A 19,029-nucleotide genomic window follows, 5' to 3' on the forward strand; every position below is an offset into this window, starting at 1 on the left:
GGCTTGGTCTTCAAAGACGCTGGTAGAGACCATCACTCCGGCCCCGGCGTCAACCCAGTAGTAGGCCACGAATCCGGGGACCTGGCGGAGGAGAGGCACGAATCCTTCGTCCACTTGGCGTCCCGCCTCGGCAGGATCAGTCACCCCTTCATACCGCCGAACTACTGCGTACATAGCTGATCTCCTCACGGATCCCGAGGTCACCTCGCCCGAAACGACATACCCCCCACCGCGCGTAACTCGCTCGCGGGATGTCCGGAAGGCACTCGGATAGGCGCATCGGTCATCCAGACCGGGCATCTGCTGTGGTCAGGGCTGGGCGAACCGGGGCTTCACGGAACTGATGCTGTTGGTGATCTCTAGCCGGGCAGCTCACGGCAGAGCCGCTGGAATTGGCAGGTTTGCCTTGGCGGACGGTCTGGTGTGGTGCCGGGCCGGAAGCAGTCGCTGAGCCGGATGATGTTGGCTCCGGCAGCGGTCAGCACGTGTTGGACGTGGGGTCTTGGCGATGCCCCGGTAGCGGCAGTGTCGCAGGCCGTGAGCAGGGACAGTTTCTGAGGCGGTGGCCTCGCAGCAAGCACGGATGGCATTGCGCCGCCGCCTCTGTTCGGTCTCCGCCCTGGAGATGCCGGTGGACCGTCCGGTAGGACGGATCCCAGCCCAGGTGCTGCTGCAGGATCCGCACCACCCGCACGGCCGACCGCGGCGGATTCTCCCGCTTCAACGCGGCCGCCAGGTCCAGCACCTCCTCCGGCAACGCGACCTGGTGTGCCCGCTCGGCCCGCCGTCGCTCCTCCTCATCGACCAACGGCATCGAGGCAACCCCCCGGAACGGTTTTCGGACACTCCAGCCGCCACGGTGGCCCGTCGCGACGATCTCCGTCAGGGCCGACTCGTGTTGATCGGCTCCACGGTCAGGGAGGCGCGGCCGGCCGGGCTCCAGCAGGCGCCCGTGGCAGGCCACGGACACCAGCAGCCAGGTGGGCACCGCGACCATCCCGAGGCGCGTCCGCGCGGCGAACGTGGACCCGGTCGCCGCCGACACCGCGTCCGCAACCGCCGCCCGCGCGGGAACCGGCAGCACGCAGGCCGGATCGTCCGCCAGCGCGACCAGCCACGAGGTGAACACCCCGGCGACCCAGGACGCCCGGCACGACCGGCACCGCAGTCAGCCCCACACCGTCGTCACCGGCCGGTCCAGCCGCTCGGCGATCCGCCGGAACCCCCGCCCGGCCGCCGCCAACTCCAGCCCCGCACCCACCAGTGCCGCCAGGTCAGCCCTCCTGGCCAGCGACGACACCGGCAACAACACATGCATCGCCCCGCAGGACCGTCATCTCCGCCACCCCGCCCGAGCCCCGGAGGCGACGCGGTCGGCCCCAGCCCCAGCGGGGCAGCACTCCACCGCAGCCCGGGCAGGCCAACTCGTCGGCCACCAGCAGTCGTTCGACGGCTGGGACCTTCGCAGCCATCCCCGCGTGGCTGCCGGTCGAGGCGGGGAGGGCCGTTGCTGATCGATGTGCAGTTCAGTTCTCACTCACCGGCGTGTTGCCAGGGGAAGGGCGCGAGGTCGGGCTCGACCCAGCCGGTCCTGGCCGAGGTGCCGGCCAATGTCGAGGACCGGTAGAAGCGGGTCAGCAGCTTCTTGTCGAGCAGGGCGGGGTGTCGGCAGGCGAAGCCGTCGAAGTCCGCGGCGTCCGATTGGCCGATGTGGTGGCCCACCAGCTCGACCCAGGCCCGGCTGACGGTGGCGTTGTACTTCTGCGGGGCGCCTGCGTAACGGGCGGTGCGCTGGATGCCGTCGCTGACCAGGCCGACCGCCGCGGCGGTTCCGCAGCGCCGGACGGCCAGCCAGGTCAGGCGGATGTGCTCGCGGTGTCCGAACCGCTCGGCGGTGGCCATCACCTCCCCCATCAGCTCCGTGAACAGTGAGGACTCCTCATCAGCACCGTGGTCGCTTCCGATCACGACCCCTCCTTGATCAACGCATCCATAACCGCGCGAAAACCGGTGACCGCCTCGGCGGGCAGCCCGTCCAGCGCACGGTTCTCGATATCGGCCAGTGTCTGTGTGATCAGGACCGCCGCCGCCCGCCCCGACTCGGTGAGTTCGATGAGCACCGAGCGACGGTCACTCGCGCGCGTGCTGCGGGTGATGTGACCACGTCGCTCCAACCGGTCCAGCACGCTGGTCAGCGTCGTGGGGCGGGTACCGACGGCAGCACCCAGCTGGGACACGGTACGGCCCTGGCCGTCGGCGAGGTTGGCCAGGGCGTTGATCTCGGAGGCGGTCAGGTCGAGGTCGGCGAGTTCGGTAGCGATGAGATGCAAGGTGGCGTGGGTCGCGCGCTGCAAGGTCAGCAGCACCGACCGCCCAGATGGCACGGATTCGGACTTCACGCTTTCGGATATTACGAAACCGTAGTAGTGGCTCGCAAGTCCCATGGCATCGTCACGCTGCCGCTCAGGTGCGGGGAGGGCTACCGCGCCACCGACCGTTTCCGTACGGGGATCTTGTCGGGGGATTCGCGGACGATCGCGTCGCCTGCCTGCCACCGCACGCCAAGTGCCGTCGAAGGACGGCGGGTTGCACGTGATGGGCGCCTACGATCACGTCATGACGACCGCTCCCGAGACCCCCACCACACCGCGTTTGCCGTCGGTCTGCTTGTCGGTGGAGTGGCGCAGGTAGATCCGGTCAACCATGGCGGCGTTGCGACCACCGCACGGTGGAGGGGTGGTTGTCGTTGAGTGAGGGGGCGCGAAGACGTGGATGTATACGAGGCCGTGGACAGTCGCCGGGCTGTGCGGGCGTTCAGCGGTGAGCCAGTGCCCAAGGAGATACTCGAACGAGTGTTGGCGGCAGCGACGCGGGCTCCGTCGAGCGGGAACCTCCAGCCGTGGCATGTGTACGTCGTGGCCGGCGAGCCCTTGGCCGAACTGAAGAGGCGCGCGACGGCCAGGGCACTGGCGGGAGACCTGGGTGATGAGCGGGAGTATCCGATGTACCCGGCAGAACTGACCTCGCCGTATCTGGACCGGTTCTCCGCCGCAGCCGCCCAGCGGTACGAAGCGCTGGGAATCGACCGTGACGACCTCGACAGGCCCAAGAAGATCGCCGCCTCGAACTCGCAGGCGTTCGGGGCGCCAGTCGTACTGTTCTGCTACCTCGACCGGACGATGGGGCCCGGACAGTGGGGGGACGCAGGGATGTACTTGCAGACGGTCATGCTGTTGCTGAGGGCGGAAGGGTTGCACAGCTGCCCCCAGGTGATGTGGACGATGTATCGCAAGACTGTCAGCCAGACGGTCGGAGCCGATGACGGGCTCGTACTGTTCTGCGGTGTCGCGGTGGGGTTCGAGAAGGAAGGCGTGCCACGACTGCGTACCGCGAGGGCGGACCTGACCGAAATAGTGAACTTCATCGGAGTATGACCGCCAGGCGGTCAAGATCCACAGGACGGACCCTAGCGGCATCTCAGGACGCCTTCGGCAGTCGGATCACCGCCGAACCGCGGACCAAGGTCCACCCCGATGCGGTTCGGAGGGGCGCCGCCCTCGTTATCTCGCGCAGCAGTGCACAGTTTCGCGGCCCGGGACGGCGGGCCTTGACTGGTCGTGGGGAGGAAGCGGCGGGCGATGCCCGGAGGATCAGGCCACGTTCGCGAGCTTCTGGCGCACGACGATCGCGTTGAGCCGGACCGCGAACGGTGCGGTGTCGGTGAGGCCCAGGGTCCCCACACGGGACTTGCCAAAGCCGACCGTGACGTCGGCGCAGAAGGCGACGGCGTACAGGTACGCGCCGGCTTCCTCGTCCTGGAGGGCGAAGAACAGATCGCGGTAGTAGCTGGTGTGGTCCGGCCCCTCCTCGTAGTAAGCCAGTCCCGGTTCGCCCTCCTGCTCCGCGAGACCGGTGAAGGCATCCATGAGGCCGCGCTCGACGGTGTCCCAGAACGACGCCTGAGCCGCCTCGGGCGGGAGTGCCTGGCGGACCGCCTCCTTGAGGGAGAGCGCCATCACCAGGATCGGCGCCTCCTCCTGGAGCCCCCAACCACGGACCATCTTGACGATGTCGCTGTCGGGAAGCATGGCGGCGGCATCGCGAATGTGACCGAAGTCGTAGTTGACGGTGGCCGGCGCGATCGCGTCCTGGAAGGCACGTCCCAGGGTCTCCGCTTGGGCAAGATGAGCCTCTCCCACCTCGGTGACTGTCCTGAAGCAGGCTGTCAACGTCCCCTCCTTCAACATTTTGTTGCACTGGTGAGGCGTCAGTATGCCGTAGCGGTGCGCCACCGCTCCCCGCGGGGCGCCGGTGCGGCAGGCGCCACGCGTGACAGCGACGGGAACAGCAACATTTCGGTGGCCGTCGACCTTCTCCGGCCCGCCGCACCACGAGCCAGGACGCAGACATCCGGGGCGGCTTCGTGGTCGTACTTCAGTTGGATGGTGGGCGGGCGGTGGCCCAGTTGGGTGTCCTTACAGGCGGTCGGGCAGCACGGCGTTGCCTGGTCAGGGTCAGCTGCCAGATGGCGAGGAGCAGCAGCGTGCCGGTTTCGGCGAGGAGGCTGAGGAAGGCTTGTGGCGCGGGCTGCAGACCGTGCTCGGTGAATCCGAACACGCCCACGGTGCGCGAAGCGGTGAAGCCGCCGAGGACACCGAGCGCGACGCCTGCCACGGCGGCCCTCAGCAGCGCGGGTGGTGTCCCGATCAGCAGCAGGAGAGCGAGGGCGAAGGAAGCGCTGGCCTGGAGCAGGAACAGGGGGCCGACGATGTGGATGAAGCGGTACTCGTCGATGTAGAGCTCGGCGTGGATGTATCCGCCGGCGGCGAGGGTTGCAGCGGTCACCGACCGCAAGGTGGGGGCGAGGAATCTTTGGGTGTTCATGCCAGCCTCTGGTCCTTGATGGCCAGTTCGCGGTCGCCTCGGCGGTAGCCGACGCTGCGGATGCCGAGTGCGTCTTTGAGCTGCCGGGCAGGGACGACCTGCGGGGTGGGGGCGGGGGCACGGCCCGGTTTGGGCAGGGGGTAGGCGGTGGTGGTGGCGGAGTGAAAGGTGATGTTGCCATCTGTCTTGGTGAACAGCTGGTGGACGTGCCCGTTGAGACAGGTGACGGACGAGAAGCGGCGCAGGAGGGCGATGACCTTGAGGGCGTCGTCGGTGCTCCAGCCCCACTTCGGGTACATGGCGAACAGCGGGATGTGGCTGAAGACCACGATGGGGGTGTCCGACGACAGTCCGGAGATGTCCTTGCGAACGAAGTCGATCTGGCCGTTGCCGAGGTGGCCGAGTTTCTCCAGGCTCAGGGTGTTGACCAGGGCGATGAAGTGCACGCCGTGGGTCTCGAAGCTGTACCAGCCATCGCCGAGCGTGCCCATGCCGAAGGCCCGCCGGTAGGCGCGGCCCGCATCGCCGATGGAGTCGTGCTCGCCCGGCACGGTGAAGATGCGGTCTGTCTTCATTCCGGCCATCATCTGCTTGACCTGGTCGAACTGCCCGGCCGTGGACAGGTGGGTCAGGTCTCCGCTGTGCATGACGAAGTCCGGTCTGAATCCGAGCGAGTTGACCTGGTTGATCGCTTCGGTGAATGACCCGGTCACATCCGTGTTCGCCGGCCCCTGGAACCCGATATGGCTGTCGGAGACCTGCACGAACCGCAGCGCGCCGCTTCCCGCTGCGGCGGCGCCGGCGGCGGCGGCCCCGGCGTTGGTGTCCCGGGAGTCGGCGATGTGGCTGATCACCTCTCCACCGGCCACGGTCAGCACCACCGCGCCACCGAACCACCCTGCATGCCGGAGGAGTTGACGCCGACTCATACCGTATTCGGTATCGGGCTGACCGGCGCCGTCGGCCGGAGTTCCGTGGTGACTGTCGTAGTAGTCGGTCATCAGGTCACCTCCACGGTGCCGGTCATGAACGGATGGATGGTGCAGAGGTAGGCGTAGGTGCCAGGCTTGGTGAACGTGTAGCTGTAGGTGGCATGGGTGGCCAGGGCGGCGGAATGCAACGGACCGCCCGATCCGGCGCTGGTGACGGTGTGGGCGTCGGTGTCCTGATTGGTCCAGGTCACCGTCGTGCCCACTTTGACCTTCAACGTGGCCGGGGAGAATGCGAAGTTCTTGATCGCCACGGCGTTCCCGGTCACCGGCGCGGTCGGCGCGCCAGTGCTCGAGGGACTCATGGGCATGCTCATGTCGGGCATCGGCGAGGCGCCGGGAACGGAGCCCGTCGTGTTTCCCGGCCCCGTGGCTCCGGGCATGCCTGCCGTCTGGCGCTGACCCGGACCGGGCGTGATGGCGCCGGCTCTCATGGACGAGGAATGCGAGGGCTGGCCGCGTGAGCTGAGGAGCCCCAGCGCGCCGGCAGTGGCGATGGCGGCGACGGCCAGCCCGGCCGCAGTGCGTGATCGACGGCCTGGCGTGCGAAAGTTCAGGTACATGGTGTCCGTTCCTCACTGGTCAGGCGGAAACGGGGACTGCGCCGGCTGGGCGCACGCAACCGCAGGGATATGTGGCGGATGCCGTGTTCATGGGCGCGTGCACGGACCCAGCGATCGAGCATGGGTGCTGCCTCGCGCCGGCCGCTCGCCTCGACGTGCGCCGCGCTGCGCATCCGCCGTTGCACGCCGCGAAGGTGCAGGCCGCATGCGGTAGTTCCCTGTGCGGGGAGCCACGAGTGACTCATCGCAGGCCGCCGGTGCCCGTACGGGTGGTACACGCGCTGGGCCGGGTGGAGGTCCGCCCCGGTCGTTGCGCAGCCCCCGATCGCTGTGCACGTCGAGCACTGCAGGGAGCCGTCGCCGTGGTGTGCGCTGGGCACGGGCCGGGGCCGCGCGGTGGCGCCGACTTCGATGCGCGGGGGCGCGGCGAGCGTGGCCGGCGCCAGGAGCACGTGCGTCGCATGGTGTATCTCGGTCACCTCTGAACCGTCCTTTGTCGCGTGGGGGTTGATGAGGAATTGCGCGTAAGTTCGCTCTCGTCTGGCTCCACGGACGACAGGGGCCCACGGTTCGACCTATATGCACTTTTTATTGGAGTTCATGACATCGCCTTTAAGGGGGTTCGCGGCATCGCCCCAGATCGCCCCGCCTCCCCCGCGCGCCGGGCTCGCATGGTCCTGGTGGTGCCGTGAGGCCTGGCACGGAGTGCCGCCCGCGCGAACACAGAGTGTCACCTGCACCACGCCATGCGTTAGAGGACAAAGTAGTACATGTGCGCGATGATCGACTTATGCCCTGGAGTCCCCGAAAACGTGACCTAAGGACCGATCCGGATCGCTCCGCGCACCGTGTCTCTGGTAAAGGGCCCCTTTCGACCGCGGATGAGGAACTGCTGCGCACCCTGTATGCGGAGCACGCGGGGCCCCTGTTCCACTATGCGCTGCGACTGACCTCAGGAGATCGGCAATGGGCGGAGGATGTGGTGCAGGAGACGCTGCTCAGAGCGTGGCAGCATCCCGCTGCGTTCGACCCCGCACGCGGCCCGGCCCGGGCATGGCTGTGTACGGTCGCCCGACATCTGGTCATCGACGCCCACCGGGCCCGGCAGGCCAGGCCGACCGAGGTCGGCGGCGACGTGCTGGAACGAGCCTCCGAGCAGACACCGGGCGAGGACGAGATCGAGCAGGCACTGCAGAGCTGGGCGGTGGCCGACGCCGTCCGGACGCTGTCCCCGGACCACCGCGCGGTGCTGCTGGAGACCTACTACAAGGGCCGGACCATGGTGGAGGCCGCACAGGTGCTGGGCATCCCGCTGGGCACCGTGAAGTCACGGACGTACTACGCCCTGCACGCCCTGCGGCTGGCGCTGCAGGAACGGGGAATCGAGCCATGACCGCGGCGTGCAGGAGGTGGCGACCATGAGTGCGGAGCACGACGCCCTCAGGCAGGCGCTGGGAGGGTACGTCCTGGGCACACTGCCCTCGGCGGAAATGGAACAGGTGCGCGTCCACCTCACGGAATGCGCCGAATGCCGGGCCGAACACGCCCAGCTGGCGGGACTGTCTGCGCTGCTGGCAACGGTGACCGAAGCCGAAGCCTCAGGCCAGACGGTGCCGACAGCCCACGGGGACCCGGCCGACCGGCTGGTGGCACGGGCAGCCGAGAGCGCGCAAGGCTCCTCGCCCGCACGGCCCGCGGTGCCTGTAGCACCGCAGGCACCACAGGCGGGTGTGCTGGAGAGGTTGCTGCAGCAGGCCGCGGCCCGGCGCCGAAGGACCTGGCGTCTGCAACTGGCCGGCGCCGCCGCCTCCCTGGTGTTCATCGCGGCGGCGGTCGGCGGCACATGGCTCGCGACCATCGGAACCGTGGGCAGTCAGGCAACGCCGCCCGGGCCGACCGCGCCGGTTGCCCGGCGCACCTTCTCCGGAAGCGACCCCACCACCGGCGTCTCCGCCTCGGTGAAGGTCTACCCCTCTGCCTGGGGCAGTGTGCTGCGGGTCTCCGCCAGGGGCGCGCCCGCCGGAATCACCTGCCGGCTCCAGGCGGTCGGGCCCGGCGGCGCCAGGACGGACGTCGCCACCTGGCGGGCAGGCCAGTACCCTCCCGGCACCACGATCCCAGGCGCGGTCGCCATGTCCCCGGAAGCCATCGAGCACTTTGAGATCCGCGCAGACAACGGTCAGAAGCTGGTCACCATCCGGGCGTGAGGCGAGACCGGAACGGGCGCGTCACTGGGCAGCCTCGCCGCCCAGTGACGCGCCCGCAGCTCTCAGGTGAGAGCGCACCGCGGCACAAGAGACCAAGAAGACGTCGCCACGGCCCGACCCTTCGGTGGCGAAGGCGTCCCGGGTGGTCCGGCGCCCCGCGAGGGCGCCTGCTACGCGCTGCACCGTCGCTGGTGGGAACGGTGGTCACGCCAAAGGAAACCCTGCCCGACCAGGCTGGAGGAGCGCGCTGAGGCCGTCCAGCGCGGGCCCCCTCGGGTGTCGGCCGCGTACATGAATGGGTACGGCTGTGCGGGGGCCGGCGGCATGCACCTCAACCTCCGCCGGGAGGAGGCCGAAGCAGGTGCCCTGGTCCTTCTCGCGGCGCGCCGACGACCTCCGGGCCCCGGTCGCCCTCACCCCGGATCCAGCGAACCGGCCCAGTCCTCGACTGACTTGATGCGTGAGTGCGCCGACGGGGCGTTCACTCCCTGTCCGCCGCGACCGAGCCGAGATGAGTGCGCCCAGCCGGGTCGCTGGCATTGACACGACCCGGAAGAAGTCGAACAAAAGGGGCGAATAACTCGAACCGTTCAGCATGTGTCGCCCGTGGAACTGAATGAGCGCGCTCATGCAGGATCCGGCCCAACGACCGCCCCGAAGGGGTTGGCGGTCTCTCCCGTTCCGGTCTCCACACATCCACAAAAGAGCGAAAAGACCATGTCCGTGACCGATTTCCCCAGCCCGAGTTCACTGCTCGGTCAGCCCTGCCACCACCAGGCGCTGCTCACTCTGCCCGCGCAGGAGGCGCACGTCTCCGCCGCTCGTCACTTCGCGGCCGATCTGCTGGAGACCTGGAGTGTGCCCGCAAGCGAGCGGGACTCCGCCGTTCTCATCGTCGACGAACTCGCCGCCAACGCCGCCCAGTACGGCCGCGAGCGCATGACCCTGCTGCTCGTCCTCGACCACGGCACTCTGCACATTGTGGTCACTGACTCCGGCACGACCGTGGAACGCCATCGCCCCGACATCGCCCCCGACGAACACGGCCGCGGCACCGGCATCGTCCAGTACCTCGCCCAGTCGACCGAGGTCCACCAGACACGCAGCGGCCGCGAAGTCCGGGCCTGCCTGAGGTGCTCGCCATGACCGGCCCGGACGTTCCGCACGAGCTGCGACCCCCTGCCGGGGCCGGCACCGCAGCACAGCGACGGGTCACCGGGGGCGGCTGCGGCGCCGGGTCACTCGACGACCCCGCCGAGTGGGCCTTCGCGACCCACAAGCCGTGCCCCATCGACGGCTGCCCGGTCCGGCCCAGTTGCCCATGCGGTCCGCGGCATATCCATCGGCCCTTGATCACAGCGACCCCGGCCACGACACGATGCTGTGTCAACGCTGCGGCGCCGACCCTGCGTACCGGCGAAGGTGTGAGCGTGGACGTCACCTCGAGCAGCGGCGAGGGCATCGGCGCCCCGCCCCCGCACGAGGCGTACGCGAATGCGCCAGACCTGCGCCGCGAGATGCACCAAGTGCTCGCTATCGGGGCCGAACGCGACGGCCGCCAGGCCAGGCCCGTCACCGGCCCCCCGGTCAATGCGTCGGCCGCCGACCGCGCCTGGCTGCTACGCCGGGCCGCCCTCATGGACCGGATGGCCCTCGCGGACCCCGGCCCCGGCCCGGTCGCAGCCGCCGCAGAAACCGCCGCACAACTCGTCCTGCACGACCGCCACCATCCCGACCTGGTGGTCGGCCCGCACCACCCCGACGCGATCACGCTCGCCCCCAGCCGTCGCCTCTACGTCCGTCAGGAGTACGCCGCCTGGACGGCCGCCGGGCGCCCCGGAATCTGAATCGACCCCGATCCCGACCCGCCAGGAAGAAGGACACATGACCCGCAAGGACGTCGACACTCGGCACGCCCTCGCAGCAGCCGGCCAGTTCCACTTGCCTCGCCTTCCACGCCCGACAGCCATGCGTGAACATCGCGCCGGCCGGCGGCAGAAGCGGTCACGCGGGGGAAGGCCGATGAATGCACCGTGGCCGAACGCGAGAACCCATCGGCTGCTCCAGGTGCCCGAACGTGGTTGCTCCCAGGGGCAGCAGTTGCGCGTCCATCCGGCCCAAGCGCCCCCGCACATTCCGCGGACCGGGCAGCCGGCGCAGGTGGCTCTGCAGCTCACATGCGGCGAACCCGACGCAGTCACTTGTGAGGCCGGGCTGGACGACGCCGTGGGAATCTCCCGATGCCGCGGGCGGCGGACATCGGTGAAACCGCCGTGCCAAGTGCACCGGGAAACCGCCTCCCAGGCGCCCGCGCACGAGACCGCGGGCGCGGGCACGGATGCCGGGCTGCCCGGCCACGTCCTGCGGATCCCCTTCTGCGACGCCGAGTGCCAGGCATCTGTCGGTGGAGAGCCCTGCCGGGTCGTGGACATCGACCGCGTCCAGCAGCGTGATGTCCCGGCCGAGTGCGGGCGGGACGCGGAAGGGGAACTCTTCGCCGTATCGGCGGACGGGCAACCGTGCTGGACGCGCCCGCCGACGGCAGCGAGCCCTCGTCCGCGGCCAAAGGTGTGCACCTTCCTTCGCGTCAACTCAACTTTCCGCAAGGCCCGGTCGTGGGCAGGACGATTCCTTGGGCAGCGACCGAGTCTGTGCGCCCGCCCGGAGAGCGATGGGGGCATGAAAGCCGTCGCAGAGGCCCGGCGGGTGCTGGGCAGCGGCCTCTTCGACAGTGTCGGCAACGGTAGCAAGCATGCGTTCGGAGAGGTGGTGTGACGATGTTCCGCAATGCGCTGGAGCCCTGGCACCTGCTGATCGTGGTCGCGGTGGTGGTCTTGATCTCCGGCTCGAAGAAACTACCCGACACGGCCCGGGCGCTGGGCAAGTCCATGCGGATCCTCAAGAGCGAGACCAGGGCCATGAAGGACGACGGCGCCTCACACGAACCCCACCCCGAACCTGAGCCTGAGCCTGCAACGGGACCTAGACCGGGACCGGGACCGCGGACGATCTCGGGCGCTCCCGGAGACACCGCCGCCGCCCGCACCGTGCCCAGGGACAGCACGACCAACCACTGAGACTGAGCGCGGTTCTGCGCGGCGGGCAACAGTGGACGGTCCGAGGACCTTCGTAAGGCGCTCCCCCTCGGGCTGGGCAGGGCAGGTCAGCTCGCGGTAAGTGGTGTCGACCTGGACCAACTGCCTAGACGATCAAGTACTGACGCAGGACCGGTGGTCTCCGGTCCCCCGCACGAGATGAGGACGTGTCGTGCCCCAGTCGGTCCGCAACAAGGAGAATGATCCCGAGGGGCGGATGCCGCTCGCAGAGCACCTTCGTGAGCTCCGCAAGCGGCTCGCCAAGGCCGCCTTGGCCATCCTGGTCGTCACGATCGCCACGGCCTTCTCCTACAAGGACATCATTAACTTCTTCACCAGGCCGGTACTGGACTCGGTCGGATGCCCGACGTCCTTCGCCGATCTGGCCAAGCAGACCGCGCACACCACCTGCGCGCGGATCACGATCAACGGTCTGCTCGCGCCCTTCACCCTGGCGCTGAAGGTGTCCCTGATGGCCGGCGTCGTGCTGGCCTCGCCGATATGGCTGTACCAACTGTGGGCGTTCGTTGCCCCCGGCCTGCACAAGCACGAGCGGAAATACGCCTACGCGTTCGTCGGCGCGGGCGTCCCGCTGTTCTTCGGCGGCGCCTTCTTCGCCTACAAGGTGCTGCCCACGACCGCGAAGGTGTTGATCGACTTCACCCCGCACGGGGTGGACAACCTGCTGCCGCTCGACGGGCTGCTCGACCTCGTCACCCGCATGGTGGTCGTCTTCGGTCTCTCCTTCGAGATGCCGCTGCTGCTGGTCATGCTGAACCTCACCGGGGTGCTGCCCGGCCGGCGGATGCTCCGCTGGTGGCGCGGCATGATGCTGGGGATCACGGCCTTTTCGGCCGTGGCGACGCCGAGCACGGACCCGCTGACCATGCTGGCGCTGGCCGCGCCGATCTGGGTGCTCTATTTCGCCGCCGTTGTCTTTTCGCTTCTCAATGACCGGCGCAAGGCCCGCAGAGAGGCAGAGGAACCCGGCGACGACGAGGCCTCCGACCTCGACCTCACGTCGCAGGACATCGGCGAAGTGGAACCGGTGTCCGCCAGCCGGGCCCTGCCCGCGCACCCGGACGCTGACGACGACCGCGCCGACGTGTAGGACGACGTGACCTGAGGAAGCATTCATGATGGACCGTTCGGGCCCGTCACGCCCCGCAGCGGGTCTCAGAAGTCGTCCGCTCCGATGCGGAGCTCGGGCAGCAGCAGGGCGAGGAGGAGGCGGTCCACCTCAACTACCTCGCCTGGGCCTACAACCTCTGCGTCGCCGATCCCCACGCCGCCCTGACGACCGCCGACGCCGCGCTCGTGGCGGCCCGCTGTCCCACGGCCTGGCGTTGGTGTGCTCGTTCACCGTGGAGTGCACGAAGAGGTGCCCCGTGCGCTGCTGGACCGGTGGGCACCGGGGTATGGACCGACCCGGACGGCTTCGTCGGCCGCGTCGCGAAGGAGCACGGCATCCCTCATGAAGCCTTCGTGGAGCAGATCAGCGTGTCCACGAGCTCTCGCAGACCTGCTGGCGGAGCACGTCGTGGTCTACCTCCCCCGCGGGGCGATCTTGGTTGATATACGCTGCGCCTGACTCATTCGAACAGTTCGGCGAATCCGTGCCACCGGATACGCCCTGCCCGGGGGGCATTCCCATGACTGCGCAGTCCCGCGCGGTGCTCGGCATCGCGCTCACTCCCGTCCTCGCCCTGGCGGCCGCGGCCCCGGCCGCCGCCCACACCACCGCCACGGCAGCGGCTACCGGCACCACCGCCACGGGCGCCGACACTGCCCCGGCCGCCGTCGGGACCCGTGCGCCGGGCCCGTGGGGCACCCGCACCCTGCACGCCCCGAACCCCGACCCCGCCTCCGCCTCGGGTGGGCTGAACGCCCTGGTGTCGGCCGGGAATGGCGCTGTCGTCTCCCTCACCGGCGACGGGCTCTCCCGTTTCACCCGGATCCGGCCCGCCGGCAGCACCCGCTGGCTCGCCCCGCAGTCCTGGCCGGACGCCGGCGGGTTCAACACCGAGCTGGTCTCGCTCGGCGACGGCTCGGTGCGCCTGGTCTGGGCGGCCAAGCGCGCCGACGACCACGACAACTACTGGCTGAAGGTGGCCACCCTCGCGCCAGGCGCGACCGCCTTCTCCGAGCCCGAGTACGTCGCAGAGGTCCCCGAGAAGGCCTACTACCATCTGGCGGCGGCCCCCGACGGCCGGCTGGTCGCCGTGTGGCAGGTCTACGGCGTCGTGAAGGCCGCCGAGAAGGCCGGCCCGCAGGCCGCGTGGACCGCTCCGACCGACCTCAACGAGCAGCCGCCGTCCGGCAGCCGGGACATCTCCGGCATGGAGCTGGCGGTCGCCAAGGACGGCACCGCCCTGCTGGTGTGGCAGTGGCAGGCGAGCAAGGCCGTAGTCGCCCTGGAGAAGGCCCCCGGCGCGACCGCCTGGTCCGCGGTCCAGGGCTTCCCGGTTCCGGGCGTGGACCTGGCCCGCCCGAAGGTGTTCGCCGATCCGCAGGGCGGCTTCGACGTGTTCTACGACGACCTCGCGCACCTCATGTACACGCACCGGCCCGCCGGCTCCACGCAGTGGAGCACCCCGCAGTCTGCCGCCAACTACGGCAGCACGTACGGGATGACGGCGCCCGTCCACCTGCCCAACGGCGACCTCTTCGTGGCCGGCGGGCCCGGCTACTCGACCGGCCCCTGGTACGCGGTGCGCTCGGCGGCCACCGGTGTCTGGCAGCCGTACACGCAGCCCTTCTCCACGCACAAGAAGGTGCGCGCGGTCGCCGCGACCGCTACCTCGGGCGGCACGGTCACGGTGACGTGGCGGGAGGGCTACTCGGGCCAGGAATACGCGATGGCCTCCGTCTTCAAGGGCGGCACCTGGTCCGCCGCGCGGCGGCTGAGCGCGACGAGCGCCCAGTCCACCGGCGCGCCCGAGGTGGCCGCCGACGCGCTCGGCCGGCCCGTCGTGCTGTGGGACGAGTACAGGCTGACCGAGACGAACAGCATCGTCCTGGACGGCGTCTACGAGGCCACCACCACCAGCCGCACGCTGCCCAAGTGGCGTGACTACACGGACGATGGCAAGGCCGACCTGTTCGGCCGGGACAGCGCCGGTCTGAAGGTGTACGCGGGTGACGCGACGAAGCTGTCCGCGGGGCAGCGCGCGAGCAGCTGGCCGACGGGCACGCTGGTTCTGCCGTTCGGCGACCTCGACGGCGACGGCTGCAACGACGTGTTCGTCCGCTACCCGAAGGGCGAGGCCCACATCTACCCGACGATGTGCGGAGGGCTGCCCGACCAGCAGTCGTTCCACGTCAAGGTCTCCTCGGACTGGAGCGGGTACGACGCGGTCCTCTCGCCCGGCGACGTGACGGGCGACGGCCAGGCCGACCTGCTCACCCGGTCCGCCTCGACCGGGAAGCTGTACCTGTACGCGAACAACGGTGCGGGCGGCTTCAAGGCCCGCACGCTCGCCGGGTCCGGCTTCGGCGGCTACAAGAAGCTGATCGCTGCCGGCGACCTCGACGGCGACGGCAAGAACGACCTGCTGGCCCTCGACGCGTCGAACGAGCTCTGGCGATTCAGCGGGACCGGCGCCGGCACCTTCAAGCCCCGGTCGCTGGTCTTCAAGGACTGGGGCACCTCCTACAAGGACGTGGTCGGCGGGCTCGACCTGTCCGGGGACGGCCGGGCCGATGTGATCTCGCTCGACAGGGACGGCCGGGCCTGGCTGAACCCGGGCAACGGCCAGGGCGGCCTCGGCAGCCGGTCACAGGCCGGCAAGACCACGAACTGGACGGACATCCGCATCTCCTGACGACGCGAACGCGCCGGCCACACGGGACCACAGGGATCGGGGGCCGGCTCCGCGTCCGGTTCCGGCGGGTCCACCCGGACCAACTCGACCCGGAAGGGCAGGACGACCGGCCGGGCCCGACCCACGTACGCCGGCCCGGCCGCCACATCCACGGCGGCCGGGCCGAACAACCGTGCCCGAGCGCGGACTCCGGACACAAGTGGTCATGGCGACCGGCTCCGGGAAGACCCTCGTCGCCGTGCGCAGCGCGGACGTGCTTCAAGGGGACCGTGTGCCGGTGCTCGTGCCCTCACCGGACCTGCTGGCCGAGACGGAAACCGCCCCTCGGTGCTGCGTCAGGCCACGGATCTGGCCACGGCGACAGCCCAGGCGATGTACAGGACATTCACCACCAGCCGAGCCAGGGCGCCGATCGGCCGCTCCAGCAGCCGGGGCCGGTCCGGCCGCGCACGTCGCAGCGCGTCCATGTGGGACACCTGGTAACAGGTGATCAGGAAGGCGGCGGCCCAGCCCCCGACCGGCCTGGTGTACGGAGCCAGCACCAGCGCACCCACGACGACCTCCGCCGCCCCAGAGACGGCCACAAGGAGCCGCTCTCCGGGGATCCATGCGGGCACCAGCGCGCGGAAGTAGCCGGGAGCCAGAAAGTGCATGACCCCTGTGACGGCCAGGAAAACCGCCAAGGCGAAGGCAGCGACAGCGTGCATGGCGTGTTGTTCCGATCAACTAGCGCCTGGGAGCTTGAACAAAACGATTTGCCGCTTCGTCTTCGCCGCCGGCACCGAGGCAACGATGTTCGCCGAGTCCTGCCCGTTCCGCGTCTCCCGCCGCCGGGGCTGATCGTTCCGCCCCAACTCGCCCACGCCTGTGCGGCCAACTCGCCCTACATCGCACTGTTCCCCGAGCTGTGGGCAGTCGCAGGGCGCCCGACACCGCTCGATCCGGAGTTGCCCCTGGCTTCCAGCAGAAAGTACGCCGTCACGGCCACGGAGGAGGGACTCAGTCCCGTGCAACCAGCCAGTGCCACCGCCACCCACCGCGGGCCCGACATATACGCATTGCTCTTCCTCCACATGTCCGGCCACTTCAGCGAAGCGCCGACCAGCTCGCTAACGACACGGAGCCGCTCTCAGACACGGCTGCATCAGCCTGAAGGCGTGCGGTTCATCCGCCCGCATCACGACAGTGAAGGTCGGCCCCGAGTCGCGCCAGAAGAAGTCGAGCCAGCCACCGACTCGGGCGACGACATCCAGATTCCCCGGGCTGCCGAAGTTGCTCTGGATCATCGTCACGGCGTCGACGCTGCCCAGGGTGTCCCCGCATCGGTTGGGCCCGCTCCCAGGGAAGGCAGAGTCGTCGTTGCCAGATGTGGGCCAGGCCGCCGTCGGCCATGGGAGTGACGAGCTCGAAGTTGCCCTGCTTGCCGAACCGGCTCTGGGCGAGAGCGGGGATCCCGGCAACCGACGGCAGCGGACGGTGCGCCTCCCAGTTGTTCCGCCAGTTCTGGACCAAGCCGTGCAGCTGGCAGACCTGGGCGGCCTCGCCGTGCAACAAGTGTCACCCTGGGACGACACCGCTCTCAGCGCGGAGACGTCGACCAGGCCCTCCCCACTGCAATCACCCGGGCCGCAACCGGCTCCAACCGCAGCTGAGCAGGGTATTGGCGCGCCGGTGTTCGGCTCACTGGCGCACCCAGGTGGGCCTCCCCGTGGCCGCGTCAGCGCAGCAAGTCGTCGCTCACCGCTTAGGATCCGTGCCCGTGTCAGAGATCCCCGATGAGTTGATCAAGCTGGAGCGATCCGCCGAGGTAGAACGCGCGAAACTCGCGGGCCTCACCGGAGACGAGTACGAGGCTCAGTGGCGCCGCTGGCGCCAGGCGTCCGAGGCTGTACAGGCGGCCATCACCGCGCACGCCGCAGCGACCGAATCCAGCCGACACGAGGTGGAGCAGGCCGTGAAGAAGGCCATGAGGCTTTCCCAAGAGGACCCGGCCGTCGAGTAGCGCATCGACAGCCGGGACGACTTCAGGTCTCCCGTCTCCCTTGGCCGCGTCTGCTCCCAGTGATGGGCCGCCTGCCGCCGGATAGCGTCGGTGCCCTCGAACACGACCGCCGGGCGCAGCTTCCAAGGCCGCACCAGCGGCTGATGTGCGGGGCGGCTCACCGGGGTATCCAGTCATGCCCGTCGCTCCAGGGGCCGCCGTCGCCCTCCTCGGCACTGTTGGGGAAGGCTCCCCTCGATCGGCCCGATACCGCTCACCAGGTCGCCGACGCCCTCGCCGGCCTCCGCTACCAACAACACGGCGTGCCGATTCCTGCACGACAATCCTGATCCGCGCTGGACAGTGCTCTGGTGATCAGGCGGGTGACCGCCTGCCGACCCCCGGCATCCGCACCATCCGTCCCCGCATCGAACAGTAGGTGACCAGTCTCCCGGGAGCAGTCAGGGCCTTCTCGACCTCCGCGGCATCCCCGCCGTCCTGGCCGAGCACTGGACAGCCCCGCGCCTCCGCTGCCCGGTACCTCGGCTACCACCCGGGACCTGCAGTTGCCCAGGCAGCTCAGCCGTGGTTGGCAAGGCCGGCCGGGTCGCGTTTCAAGTCCGATGCGGCGGTGAGGGTGGGCACGGGCCGGAGTGGCTGCTCCGGCGCGGCGGACGCTGATGTCACGTGAAGGTGACGCGCATCCCGCCCTCGGCCAGTACTTCGAGCACCAGGGCGACCAGGTCGTACGGTTCACCCTCCGGTGTCAGGACGTGGGACAGGGGCGGCCCTGGTCTTCGTCCTCGGCACGCTCGGCGTCCTGGCGGGCCTGGCCGCTTACGGCGGGGACGTCGACCTGGGGAGCTCCAGCACACGGGTCGCGCTGACGGGGGTGCCGTACGCCGTCGCCGCGGCGTTCTTCGTGCCGAGCCGGTGGGTACGGCTGGGGGCGGTGGCCGCGCTGGCGGCCGGCGTCGTCTACGGGGGCTTCATCGGCCCGGCGCAGGCGCAGCAGCGTCGGCACGCGGCGGAGATCGCGCGCTACCGGGAGCATCCGGAACTGTTGTATCTGGGCGCTGCGCCGCCTGGAATGCGGGTATCCCGTGCCGTGGTCGGGCCCGCCTACTTCAGCGTCGAATACCACCCCGTCCGGGAGGGACACGAGTTGGGGTACGTGGGCCTCGTGGTGCGTTCGCCGCTCACGCAGACACCACGCTGCCCAGAGCCCGTGGACAAGGGCGCTACCTGCACGGTGGACGTGCACGGCGAGCTGCGCATGATCGGCCGACTCCCCGGCGGCACCCGCGACATCACCCTCACCCGCCGCCACCACGACGTGGAGGTTGAGGTCACCAGCCAGTCCCTTGGCGAACCCGGCCTGCGCCACCTCCTGAACACGCTGCACCCGCTGTCGAACACGGAGCTGGAAACGCTGATGCGGGAGAAGGTGATCGCCCAGGGCTACTGAGCCATGCTCGCCTCGGGC

Annotated in this window: 18 protein-coding genes and 1 pseudogene; 12 read left to right on the forward strand and 7 right to left on the reverse strand. The window is 69.5% G+C overall.

Annotated elements, in window-relative coordinates; translation table 11 throughout:
- The first annotated feature begins 980 nt into the window (after positions 1-980).
- Positions 981-1,514, forward strand: coding sequence for a hypothetical protein (locus tag ACWD3E_RS07765; RefSeq protein WP_451386642.1), 534 nt, complete (start codon positions 981-983; stop codon positions 1,512-1,514).
- 19 nt (positions 1,515-1,533) lie between these two features.
- On the opposite strand, the gene ACWD3E_RS07770 is transcribed toward ACWD3E_RS07765, so the two are convergent.
- Both ACWD3E_RS07770 and ACWD3E_RS07775 read right to left on the reverse strand, forming a co-directional pair.
- On the reverse strand, positions 1,534-1,968 hold the full coding sequence (locus ACWD3E_RS07770; RefSeq protein ID WP_451386643.1) for a hypothetical protein: 435 nt from the start codon (positions 1,966-1,968) through the stop codon (positions 1,534-1,536).
- The gene (locus ACWD3E_RS07775; protein ID WP_451386644.1) at positions 1,965-2,444 is read right to left on the reverse strand and encodes a MarR family winged helix-turn-helix transcriptional regulator; all 480 of its coding nucleotides are present in this window, start codon (positions 2,442-2,444) and stop codon (positions 1,965-1,967) included. Before ACWD3E_RS07775 ends, ACWD3E_RS07770 begins: the two co-directional genes overlap by 4 nt.
- A 324-nt stretch (positions 2,445-2,768) precedes the next feature.
- Here ACWD3E_RS07775 and ACWD3E_RS07780 point away from each other — a divergent pair, with 324 nt between their 5' ends.
- On the forward strand, positions 2,769-3,434 hold the full coding sequence (locus ACWD3E_RS07780; protein WP_451386645.1) for a nitroreductase: 666 nt from the start codon (positions 2,769-2,771) through the stop codon (positions 3,432-3,434).
- Positions 3,435-3,650: 216 nt separating this feature from the next.
- On the opposite strand, the gene ACWD3E_RS07785 is transcribed toward ACWD3E_RS07780, so the two are convergent.
- The 4 genes from ACWD3E_RS07785 to ACWD3E_RS07800 all read right to left on the reverse strand — a co-directional run bounded on the left by ACWD3E_RS07785 (position 3,651) and on the right by ACWD3E_RS07800 (position 6,436).
- Complete coding sequence (locus tag ACWD3E_RS07785) at positions 3,651-4,247, reverse strand: Type-2Aa cytolytic delta-endotoxin (RefSeq protein WP_451387113.1); 597 nt, start codon at positions 4,245-4,247, stop codon at positions 3,651-3,653.
- 187 nt (positions 4,248-4,434) lie between these two features.
- Complete coding sequence (locus tag ACWD3E_RS07790) at positions 4,435-4,845, reverse strand: hypothetical protein (protein WP_451386646.1); 411 nt, start codon at positions 4,843-4,845, stop codon at positions 4,435-4,437.
- A gap of 35 nt (positions 4,846-4,880) precedes the next feature.
- Positions 4,881-5,885, reverse strand: a complete 1,005-nt coding sequence (locus ACWD3E_RS07795) for a metallophosphoesterase family protein (RefSeq protein ID WP_451386647.1) — start codon at positions 5,883-5,885, stop codon at positions 4,881-4,883.
- The gene (locus ACWD3E_RS07800; protein WP_451386648.1) at positions 5,885-6,436 is read right to left on the reverse strand and encodes a cupredoxin domain-containing protein; all 552 of its coding nucleotides are present in this window, start codon (positions 6,434-6,436) and stop codon (positions 5,885-5,887) included. Before ACWD3E_RS07800 ends, ACWD3E_RS07795 begins: the two co-directional genes overlap by 1 nt.
- A gap of 790 nt (positions 6,437-7,226) precedes the next feature.
- Here ACWD3E_RS07800 and ACWD3E_RS07805 point away from each other — a divergent pair.
- From ACWD3E_RS07805 to ACWD3E_RS07840, 8 genes and pseudogenes are all read left to right on the forward strand, one after another.
- Positions 7,227-7,829, forward strand: coding sequence for a sigma-70 family RNA polymerase sigma factor (locus ACWD3E_RS07805; RefSeq protein WP_451386649.1), 603 nt, complete (start codon positions 7,227-7,229; stop codon positions 7,827-7,829).
- A gap of 25 nt (positions 7,830-7,854) precedes the next feature.
- Positions 7,855-8,643, forward strand: a complete 789-nt coding sequence (locus tag ACWD3E_RS07810; protein WP_451386650.1) for an anti-sigma factor family protein — start codon at positions 7,855-7,857, stop codon at positions 8,641-8,643.
- A gap of 717 nt (positions 8,644-9,360) precedes the next feature.
- Complete coding sequence (locus ACWD3E_RS07815) at positions 9,361-9,789, forward strand: ATP-binding protein (RefSeq protein ID WP_451386651.1); 429 nt, start codon at positions 9,361-9,363, stop codon at positions 9,787-9,789.
- A 284-nt stretch (positions 9,790-10,073) separates the two neighbouring features.
- Positions 10,074-10,490, forward strand: coding sequence for a hypothetical protein (locus ACWD3E_RS07820; RefSeq protein WP_451386652.1), 417 nt, complete (start codon positions 10,074-10,076; stop codon positions 10,488-10,490).
- A gap of 930 nt (positions 10,491-11,420) precedes the next feature.
- On the forward strand, positions 11,421-11,720 hold the full coding sequence (tatA, locus tag ACWD3E_RS07825) for a Sec-independent protein translocase subunit TatA (protein ID WP_451386653.1): 300 nt from the start codon (positions 11,421-11,423) through the stop codon (positions 11,718-11,720).
- Positions 11,721-11,910: 190 nt separating this feature from the next.
- Positions 11,911-12,849, forward strand: coding sequence for a twin-arginine translocase subunit TatC (tatC, locus tag ACWD3E_RS07830; RefSeq protein ID WP_451386654.1), 939 nt, complete (start codon positions 11,911-11,913; stop codon positions 12,847-12,849).
- A 541-nt stretch (positions 12,850-13,390) separates the two neighbouring features.
- A complete protein-coding gene (locus ACWD3E_RS07835; RefSeq protein ID WP_451386655.1) occupies positions 13,391-15,562 on the forward strand; it encodes an FG-GAP repeat domain-containing protein in 2,172 nt (723 codons plus the stop codon).
- Positions 15,563-15,761: 199 nt separating this feature from the next.
- Positions 15,762-15,869 (forward strand): annotated as a pseudogene (locus ACWD3E_RS07840) (DEAD/DEAH box helicase family protein); the annotation flags it as partial.
- Between the two features lie 28 nt (positions 15,870-15,897).
- On the opposite strand, the gene ACWD3E_RS07845 reads toward ACWD3E_RS07840, so the two are convergent.
- A complete protein-coding gene (locus ACWD3E_RS07845; RefSeq protein WP_451387135.1) occupies positions 15,898-16,269 on the reverse strand; it encodes a DoxX family protein in 372 nt (123 codons plus the stop codon).
- Positions 16,270-17,321: 1,052 nt separating this feature from the next.
- On the opposite strand from ACWD3E_RS07845, the gene ACWD3E_RS07850 reads away from it, so the two are divergent.
- Entirely contained in the window at positions 17,322-17,564 is a 243-nt protein-coding gene (locus ACWD3E_RS07850) for a hypothetical protein (RefSeq protein ID WP_451386656.1), read from the forward strand.
- Between the two features lie 742 nt (positions 17,565-18,306).
- A complete protein-coding gene (locus ACWD3E_RS07855; RefSeq protein WP_451386657.1) occupies positions 18,307-19,011 on the forward strand; it encodes a hypothetical protein in 705 nt (234 codons plus the stop codon).
- Positions 19,012-19,029: the final 18 nt, after the last annotated feature.

Source organism: Streptomyces sp. NPDC002676 (genome assembly GCF_053592455.1).